Source organism: Mesorhizobium sp. L103C119B0, assembly GCF_000502235.1.
Taxonomy (GTDB): domain Bacteria; phylum Pseudomonadota; class Alphaproteobacteria; order Rhizobiales; family Rhizobiaceae; genus Mesorhizobium.
The window spans coordinates 33,656-42,185 of record NZ_AYXE01000028.1; the positions used below are offsets into that span (position 1 = coordinate 33,656).

The window sequence follows — 8,530 nt, forward strand, 5'->3', positions numbered from 1 at the left end:
CTCAGAGCTCCTTGCGGATATCGACGATGCGCAGGATGCCGGCGACCATCAAGAGCACCAACACCAGCAACACCACGGCATTGGCGGCGGCTGCGGGATACTGCAGCAGCGACATCTGGTTCTTCATCATCAGTGCGACCGACGCGCTCTGGCCGCCCGACATCACCTGCACAGTGGAGAAATCGGCCATCACCAGCGTGACGACGAAGATGGTGCCGATCGCCATGCCGGGCCTGGCCAGCGGGATGACGACGTTCCACAAGACCTGCCAGCCGGACGCGCCGGCATCGCGCGCGGCCTCGACCAGCGAGCGGTCGATGCGCATCAACGTGTTGAAGATCGGCGTTACCATGAACAGCGTGTAGAGATGCACCATGGCCAGCACCACGGCGAATTCCGAATAGAGCAGCCATTCGATGGGTTTTGGCACCAGCCCCAATTGCACCAGCGTCGAGTTGATCAACCCGTTGCGGCCAAGCACCGGGATCCACGAGATCATGCGGATGATGTTGGAGGTCAGGAACGGCACCGTGCAGACAAGGAACAGCACCATCTGCATGGCGGTGGTGCGGATATGGAAGGCGAGGAAATAGGCGACCCAGAAGCCGATGAACAAAGTCAGAGCCCAGACGATGGCAGCGAATTTGATGGTGTTGAGATAGGTCTTCCAGGTGACCCATGATCCCAGCACGTCGGAATAGTTCGTCGTCAGGAAATCCGGATACATGGCGGCGAAGTCGTAGTCCCAGAAGGAGACGACGACGATCATGATGATTGGCAAGAGCAGGAACGCACCGAGGATGACCGCCAGCGGCGCCGATTGCAAATAGGGCGTGACGGCGCCAAGGGAGACGCGGCGGCGTCTGGCGGGCTTGGCTGCTGCGATGGCGGGGCGTTCGAGCGCGACTGTCATTGGGAAAATCCTCCGCGTGATCGCGATGACTTGCGATCCTTCGCGCCCCCCTCTGTCCTGCCGGACATCTCCCCCACGAGCGGGGAGATCGAACTCTCATAACGGCCTTCGCCAAACTCCAACGTTGCTAACGAAGAGCCGGCCATGACGCTGCCAATCTCCCCCCAAGTGGGGGAGATGTCCGGCAGGACAGAGGGGGGCGCGAAGGATCGCAACATCACAGTGAACGCGTCCGCTCTACGCCGCGATGAATTCGTTCCAGCGCTTCACCATGTAGCGGTCCTCGTCCATGACCGAGTTCCAGCAGGCGACTTTGCCCATACGCTCTTCGAAAGAGCCGCCGTCGCGCACGGCGCCGGCCTTTTCCATGACGGTGCCGTCCGGCGCCTTGATCTCGCCCTTGGCCGGCTTGCCTTCGATCCAGTAGCCCCATTCGTCCTCGGACATGAACTTCTTGGCCGAGACCATATTGGCGGAATAGTAGCCCTGGCGGTTGAGATAGCCGCCGACCCAGCCCGACGTATACCAGTTGATGTATTCGTAGGCGGCGTCGAGCTCGGCGCCCTTGAGATGGGCGGCAAGGCCAAGGCCGCCGCCCCATGAGCGATAGCCCTCCTTGAGCGGCTGGAAGCGGCATGCGATGCCTTTGGAGCGCACGGCAGCGACGGCCGGCGACCACATAGACTGGATGACCACTTCGCCCGATGCCATCAGGTTGACGCTCTCGTCGAACGACTTCCAGAAGGCGCGGAACTGGCCGGCCTGCTTGGCCTTGATGAGGAAGTCGATCGTCTTGTCGATCTCTTCCTTGGTCATGTTGCCCTTGTCGGCATATTTGATGTTGCCTGTGGCCTCCATGATCATGGCCGCATCCATGATGCCGATGGACGGGATGTTGAGGATCGCGGTCTTGCCTTTGAAGGCCGGGTTCATGATGTCGGCCCAGGTGGTGATGTCGCGGCCGACGAGGTCGGGCCGGATGCCTAGCGTATCGGCGTTGTAGATCGTCGGCACCATGGTGAACCACTTGGTCGGCGCCTTGGCGAAGGTCTTTGAGTCCTGCGCTTCGACATAGCCGACCGTGTGCGGCGCGGTGCCCTGGGCAATGATGCTGTCGGGCGTCAGCTTGCCGGTTTTGAACAACGGCACCAGTTCGTCGTAGTATTTAAGCTTACTGACATCCATCGGCTGCAGCACGCCGCTCGGGAACACCTTCTTGCAGATCCAGTATTCGATGTCGGCGATGTCATAGCTGTCGGGCTGGGTCACGGCGCGCTGGGCGGCCGCGTCCGAATCGGTCGCCGTCATTTCCAGCGTGATGCCGAGGTCGGCCTTGCACTTGTCGGCGATCGCGTTCAGGTTCGACACGCCGGTGCCGAACTGGCGCAGCGTGATGTTGGACTGCGCCCAGATGGTCGGGAAGCCTGTAATGGCGCCCGAGCCTGCGGCGAGGCCGACGGCGGCCGCACCTGTCTTGAGCAACGAACGGCGCGAAATTCCGGTCTTTGTTTCTACTGTTTTTGTCATTCCTATTTCCCTGTTTTTGTTTTGCTTCGTTGAATTCATGAATGAAGGCGGCCGAGGACGATGGCGTCCTCGGAATCCCAGGCGAGCGGTACGGCGTCGCCAAGGGCGACGGGTTTGGCGAAGAAGTCGGAATCGTCGATGATAACGGTGAAATCGTCGATGCCGCCGCCGGTGACCGACAGCTTCACCGTGGCGCCGCGATATTCGATGTTGGAGACGATGCCGGTGAAGCCGAGGCCGGGAGAGGGTGCTTCGCCGATGCGCACATGGTCGGTGCGGATGGCGATGTCGATCGGCGTGCCCACCTCCTGGCCCGCCTCCCGGCCTTGCCCGCGGGCGGCGAGCGAGGCGCCACCATTGACGTCGAAGACGACCATGCCGTCGCGCGCGCCGGTGACCCGGCCGGAGATGACATTGTGGTCGCCCATGAAGCGCGCGACGAAGGCGGTGGCCGGCCTTTCGAACACATCTCGTGGCGGCGCAGCCTGTTCGATGCGGCCGTCATTCATCACCACGATCAGGTCCGCCAATGCCATGGCCTCCTCCTGACTGTGGGTGACGTGGACAAAGGTGATGCCGAGCGAGGTCTGCAATTTCTTCAGCTCGGCGCGCATGCGTATCTTCAGGAACGGGTCGAGTGCCGACAGCGGCTCGTCGAGCAGCAGCGCCTCGGGATCGGTGATCAGAGCGCGGGCGAGTGCAACACGCTGCTGCTGGCCGCCGGAAAGCTGCGCCGGCCGGCGCGTCGCATAGGCCTCCATCTGCATCAGCTTGAGCATGTCGAGCGCCTTGGCACGGCGCTGCTCCTTGTCGACGCCCTTCATCTTCAGGCTGAAGGCGACATTGTCGACAAGGTCGAGATGCGGAAACAGCGCATAGGACTGGAACATCATCGCCGTGCCACGCTTTGCCGGCGGCAGGTCGGTGACGACAATGTTGCCGAGGCGGACATCGCCCGACGAAATGCTTTCGTGGCCGGCGATCATGCGCAGCGTCGAGGTCTTGCCGCAGCCGGAGGGGCCAAGCAGGCAGCAATAGGTGCCTGCCGGTATTTTCAGGCTGATGGCCTCGACGGCAGTCGTCGTTCCGTACACTTTCGAAACGGAGACGATGTCGATCTCGGCGGCTTTGGACATTCAGGCTTCCCCGTTTGGTCGCATTAACCAATGCATTATGCGTGCCAATCGGCGGCAATCGGCCCAAGCGTTTGAATCGACAGCGAAATCGGGGTTCTTGCCCACTGCCTAGCCGGTAGGCTATCTTGTGCATTGCACAAATTATGGGCGATTGTGCGCGATCTGCACAAGAATCGTATGCAATCTTTTTTGGCTTCGTGTCCACTTTGCCTCTCGTGCGCAGGCGACGAGTCGCGCTAGAAGAGGCTGGGAACCATCATCGCCATGAACATTGCCGATCAGATCCATTCCGCCGACAGCGCCAACCAGGATCGCGCCCAGGCGATTCGCGACAATCTGCGGGACGCCATCGTCGACCGTCGGCTGACGCCCGGCACCAAGCTGTCGGAAGGCGAGGTCGGCACGCTGTTCGACGTCTCGCGCACCGTCGCGCGCGCGGCGCTGCAGATGCTGTCCTTCGAGGGGCTGGTGCGTACCGAGCGCAACCGTGGCGCCTTCGTCGCCAACCCTTCGCCCGAGGAAGCGCGCCAGGTGTTCGCATCGCGCCGGCTGATCGAGCCGGGCATAGCCATTGCCGCCTGTGGGCGGGTCACAGCCACCGATATCGCTGCGTTCCGCGCGCAGCTCGACGAGGAAGGCCGCTTCATCGCCGAGCGCGGCCCAACCGCCCGGCGCTCCGAAATCAAGGCGTCGGGCGATTTCCATCTGCTGCTCGCCTCCGTCGCCGGCAATGCCATCCTGCAGCGCTTCATGGAGGAGCTGGTGGCGCGTTCGTCGCTGGTCATCGCCCTTTACGGACGATCCGGCGTGTCGGCCTGCGGACACAGTGAGCACACGGAAATGGTCGGCGCGCTGGAAAGCGGCGATTGCGGGTTGGTGAGCCGGCTGATGCTGCACCATATCGACCACATCGAGGCAGATCTCGACCTGCGGGTCAGGGCCGGCCCGGCGCTCCGCGAAGCGCTGAATTTCTGAACGCTAGTTTTCGTCGTCCGTGGGAGCGGGCGCTGCCTGTCCGGCGGCCTTGCGGCGCAGCATCTTGGTCAGCTTCCAGACCGTCGGGTTGTTCTTGATGAAGGCTTTCGCCCGTGCGCCCTGCCGCAGCGCCGACGCCAGGGCGCGTCCCTTCAGCGTCAGGGGCGCCAGCACCTCGAAATGCTGGGTCTCGATATCGCACCAGAGCCGCTTGTAGGGCTCGTCGCCGACCGAGAAATCATAGACATCGAAGCCTGTTTGGCAGGCTTCCTCGATGATGTCGAAGAAAAGGAAATCGCCGGGGCTGGTGTGGCCGAGATCGTCCTCGGCGATGGCGCCGAATTCGCAGATCAGGCGTTTGCCCGAGCGGCTCGAGCCGGTGATTGCACGCAGCTTGCCGGCCACTTCGAGCCCATGCAGCACAAAGGCCGGTTTCTCCTCGGCCAGCGCGCCGGCGAAGAGGGCACGGAAGAAAGCCCGCACCTCCGGCTCGCCGAAGACATTGGCGATGCCCATCTTGGCGAAGCGGAACTCCTTCATCTCGAAGAAAGCGTCGAGCAGCCGGTTCACGTCTTCGGGTGTCTGCGCCTCGATGCGGCGATGAACGCCGACCGCCTCGAATTTTCGTGTCTGCGAACGGTGCTTCTTGCGCTTGCGCTTGCCGCCCACACGCGACAGCAGCGCATCGAAACCACCGTCGAGATTGACGGCGAGCGACAGGTTTGGGCTCGGAAAGTTGGAGAACGCCACCAGCGGATTGGCAACACCATCGAGGTCGGGCAGAAGCCTTTCCAAGGCAACGAGATCGATGTCGGGACGCGCCTTGCCGATCGCCGTCACCAGCCTGCGGATCCCCCCAGCATCTGCCTTTGCCAGCCATGCCGGATCGGCGGCGGCGAAATTGCCGTTTGCATGGCGCCCGCCCATGAAGCGGGCGACGCGGAATGGACCAGTTCGCGTGATTTCCAGTGCCAGTGCAAAGACCGGCCTGTCCTCGATTGTCAGCGTGGCAATGACGGCATCGGGATTAGCCTGCGCCGTCCAGGCACGAACCCAGTCCGCGCTTTGCGCCGGCGCAAACAGCGCCGAACGGCAGAATTCGCCGTAAGAGGCGAGCGCGGCAGCATCTGCGATCGACACCAACAGACTGGTCTGGTCGGCAGCCGGCGTGCGCGCAGACGCCTTGCTTGCGGCGAGCCGATTGCCGTCAAATGACGCGGTGGCGTCAACCATACCTCAATCCTTAAGGCGTATTCGTCGCGATCAGGAGTTCGCGTCGGCGCGTTCCGTGCTTGGATCGAGCCTAGGCGCAAAAGGTGAATGAATGATCGACGGTGGTGAGGCAGTTCGGAAACTGGCGCTTAATATCGCCCGCTTTACCGGCCTTGCACCGCTGGCCAAGCCGTTTGTCGGCGGCATTGGCGCCATCCTCATGTTGCATCGGGTCACCGCCACGCCGGAGAAGCCGGACGGCGTTAACCGCCACCTCAACATCGCCCCGCGATTCCTCGACGCTCTCGTCGCCGACATGAAGTCGAGGGGCTATGCCTTCGTCACCCTCGACGAGGCGATCGAGCGCATCAAGGCCGGCGGCAAGGACGGCCAGTTCGCCACCATCACCGCCGACGACGCCTATCGCGACAACATGACCGAAGCGCTGCCAGTGCTCGAAAAGCACGACGCGCCGATCACCATCTATGTCGCGCCGGGTCTGATCGACGGCAGCGCCGATTTATGGTGGGACGTGGTCGAGGATATCGTCAACGCGCGGGAGCGTTTGACGCTGGCGACGCCGAAGGGGCCGGTGACCATAGACTGCTCGACCCACGGCAAGAAACTCCACGCCAATGCGCGTCTGCATGCCTATCTGACGCTCGAGGTGCGCGAGGAGGATCAGCGCGCCGTGCTGCGCGATCTGGCGCACTCGAACGGCATCGACCTCGATGGCTTGCGCCCAAGCACGCTGATGACCTGGGACGACATCCGCGCCGTGGCCGGGCACAGGCTGGTGACGATCGGCGCGCATACGGTCAACCACCGCAATCTGAAGCGGCTCGACGAAGGCGATGCGCGCCATGAGATCGTCGACGTCAGGCGCCAACTGCAGGCGCAGCTCGGCGAAGACCCCCGTCATCTCGCTTACCCCTATGGTTACGCCAGCGCTGTCGGCTGCCGCGAAGTGGGCTTTGCCCGCGACGCCGGCTACGCCTCGGCGGTGACCACTCGCCACGGCGTGCTGCACGCCGAGCACGCCGGCTTCCTGCACGCGCTGCCGCGCATTTCGATCAACGGCCGCTACCAGAGCGTCGCCCATATCCGCACCATGTTGTCGGGCTTAACGACGCCGCTGGCCAATGCCGGCAAAATGGTGGTCACCATCTAACCTGGGGCGGGCTCTTCAGCCTTTCGGCGGCGGCTCCAGGATCAGCCATTTGATGATGCCCATCGCAGGCAGCACCCAGAACAGGCCGCTGAACAGGAAGAACAGGAAGTGCACCAGCGGGCTGGATTGCGACAGCTGCGCGACCGCTATGATCGACGCGACCAGCGCATAGATGATGACCAGCGCCACCAGCAGGAAAGTTCCGATCAGCTTTTTCAGGCGGATGGGCATGAGCGTTCTCGTTGATCGCCTCCGCTTAGGCCCAACCGCGCGCCTGTGCAACCCGGGAGATGCGGCGCGACGGCGTGCCGCGCCGTCCGGTCTTGTCAGCCGGGTTGCGATGGTTCACCAATCCGCCACGTCAACCTGCCGGGACCAACCATGGCCGCCATATCAGCCGCCGCGCCTTACATTGACCGCGATCGCGACTTGAAAAATCGGGCGCTGGTGCGCGGCTGGCTGTATGTCGTGCTTCTGGTGCTGTCTGCGCTGGTGCTGGTCGGCGGCGCCACCAGGCTCACCAATTCCGGCCTGTCGATCACCGAGTGGAAGCCGATCCACGGTGTGATACCGCCGCTCAATGACGCGGAGTGGCAGGAGGAATTCCAGCTTTATCAAAAGATTCCGCAATATGCCGAGCTCAACAAGGGCATGAGCCTGGACGCCTTCAAATCGATCTTCTGGTGGGAATGGGCGCACCGCATCCTGGCGCGCAGTGTCGGCCTGGTCTTCGGCCTGCCGTTGCTGGTCTTGTGGGCGACGCGCCGCATCGAGCGCGGCCTTGGGCCAAAGCTGGTCGGTATTCTGCTGCTTGGTGGCCTGCAAGGCGCCATCGGCTGGTGGATGGTGGCCTCCGGCCTGGTCGACCGCGTCTCCGTCAGCCAGTACCGGCTGGCGACGCATTTGACGCTTGCCGCCCTGATCTTCACTGCCACCATGGTGGTCGCGCGCGGGCTGGCGCCGCATTCGGAGCCTGCCGCCGGCCGGTCGACGCAAAGACTGGCCGGTTTCATCGTGCTGCTGGCGCTGGTCCAGATCTATCTCGGCGGGCTGGTCGCAGGGCTCGACGCCGGCCTGAGCTACAACACCTGGCCGCTGATGGACGGCAAGGTGATCCCGTCAGATTTGCTTCTGCTCGAGCCGGCCTGGCGCAACTTGTTCGAGAACCCGAAGACGGTGCAGTTCGTCCACCGACTGGGCGCCTACACGGTCTTTGCCGTCGCGCTCTGGCACATGATCGCGACACGCCGGCGTTTACCAGGCACGACACACGCACGCCGCGCGACGCTGCTGTTTCTGCTGGTGCTGGTCCAGGCCTCGATCGGCATCGGCACGCTGCTGATGCAGGTGCCGCTGCACATGGCGCTGACCCATCAGGCCTTCGCGCTTGTCCTGCTGGGATTTGCCGCCGCCCACTGGCGCGGCACCAAAGGCGCCTATCCACTGCCAACGCGGCCGCCATGAACGCAGGTACATCGTCTACGGTGTCTTGGCCGTCGCAATAATCTATTTCGCGAGGTAGTGTGCTGAGAGTTCTGCAAATTCGCTGAGAGGGGGCGGTCATGGCAGGCTGGTGATTGTTCACGTCACCTGATT

8 protein-coding genes are annotated in these 8,530 nt (G+C 63.1%); 3 read left to right on the plus strand and 5 right to left on the minus strand.

What is annotated here, in order from left to right; all coding sequences use genetic code 11:
• Position 1 precedes the first annotated feature (1 nt).
• The 3 genes from X728_RS138270 to X728_RS138260 form a co-directional block, all read right to left on the minus strand.
• A complete protein-coding gene (locus X728_RS138270; protein ID WP_023826058.1) occupies positions 2-913 on the minus strand; it encodes an ABC transporter permease in 912 nt (303 codons plus the stop codon).
• 237 nt (positions 914-1,150) lie between these two features.
• A complete protein-coding gene (locus X728_RS138265) occupies positions 1,151-2,440 on the minus strand; it encodes a PotD/PotF family extracellular solute-binding protein (RefSeq protein ID WP_023833094.1) in 1,290 nt (429 codons plus the stop codon).
• Positions 2,441-2,475: 35 nt separating this feature from the next.
• Positions 2,476-3,576, minus strand: coding sequence for an ABC transporter ATP-binding protein (locus tag X728_RS138260; protein WP_023689478.1), 1,101 nt, complete (start codon positions 3,574-3,576; stop codon positions 2,476-2,478).
• 264 nt (positions 3,577-3,840) lie between these two features.
• Here X728_RS138260 and X728_RS138255 point away from each other — a divergent pair, with 264 nt between their 5' ends.
• The gene (locus X728_RS138255) at positions 3,841-4,551 is read left to right on the plus strand and encodes a GntR family transcriptional regulator (RefSeq protein WP_023669398.1); all 711 of its coding nucleotides are present in this window, start codon (positions 3,841-3,843) and stop codon (positions 4,549-4,551) included.
• A gap of 3 nt (positions 4,552-4,554) precedes the next feature.
• Here X728_RS138255 and X728_RS138250 read toward each other — a convergent pair whose 3' ends face one another.
• A complete protein-coding gene (locus tag X728_RS138250) occupies positions 4,555-5,784 on the minus strand; it encodes a GNAT family N-acetyltransferase (RefSeq protein WP_023833095.1) in 1,230 nt (409 codons plus the stop codon).
• Positions 5,785-5,875: 91 nt separating this feature from the next.
• On the opposite strand from X728_RS138250, the gene X728_RS138245 reads away from it, so the two are divergent.
• Positions 5,876-6,934, plus strand: a complete 1,059-nt coding sequence (locus X728_RS138245; protein ID WP_023669400.1) for a polysaccharide deacetylase family protein — start codon at positions 5,876-5,878, stop codon at positions 6,932-6,934.
• 15 nt (positions 6,935-6,949) lie between these two features.
• Here X728_RS138245 and X728_RS138240 read toward each other — a convergent pair whose 3' ends face one another.
• Positions 6,950-7,165: a DUF2842 domain-containing protein gene (locus tag X728_RS138240; protein WP_023669401.1), complete on the minus strand. Its 216-nt coding sequence runs from the start codon at positions 7,163-7,165 to the stop codon at positions 6,950-6,952.
• A 150-nt stretch (positions 7,166-7,315) separates the two neighbouring features.
• On the opposite strand from X728_RS138240, the gene X728_RS138235 reads away from it, so the two are divergent.
• Positions 7,316-8,398 carry a COX15/CtaA family protein gene (locus X728_RS138235; RefSeq protein WP_023833096.1) on the plus strand — a complete coding sequence of 361 codons (1,083 nt, stop codon included), beginning with the start codon at positions 7,316-7,318 and terminating at the stop codon, positions 8,396-8,398.
• The last annotated feature ends 132 nt before the right edge of the window (positions 8,399-8,530 follow it).

Coding starts and splice junctions, on each gene's coding strand:
- X728_RS138240 (WP_023669401.1), bottom strand. CDS start 7,165: ATGCCCATCCGCCTGAAAAAGCTGATCGGAACTTTCCTGCTGGTGGCG.
- X728_RS138245 (WP_023669400.1), top strand. CDS start 5,876: ATGATCGACGGTGGTGAGGCAGTTCGGAAACTGGCGCTTAATATCGCC.
- X728_RS138260 (WP_023689478.1), bottom strand. CDS start 3,576: ATGTCCAAAGCCGCCGAGATCGACATCGTCTCCGTTTCGAAAGTGTAC.
- X728_RS138270 (WP_023826058.1), bottom strand. CDS start 913: ATGACAGTCGCGCTCGAACGCCCCGCCATCGCAGCAGCCAAGCCCGCC.
- X728_RS138235 (WP_023833096.1), top strand. CDS start 7,316: ATGGCCGCCATATCAGCCGCCGCGCCTTACATTGACCGCGATCGCGAC.
- X728_RS138265 (WP_023833094.1), bottom strand. CDS start 2,440: ATGACAAAAACAGTAGAAACAAAGACCGGAATTTCGCGCCGTTCGTTG.
- X728_RS138250 (WP_023833095.1), bottom strand. CDS start 5,784: ATGGTTGACGCCACCGCGTCATTTGACGGCAATCGGCTCGCCGCAAGC.
- X728_RS138255 (WP_023669398.1), top strand. CDS start 3,841: ATGAACATTGCCGATCAGATCCATTCCGCCGACAGCGCCAACCAGGAT.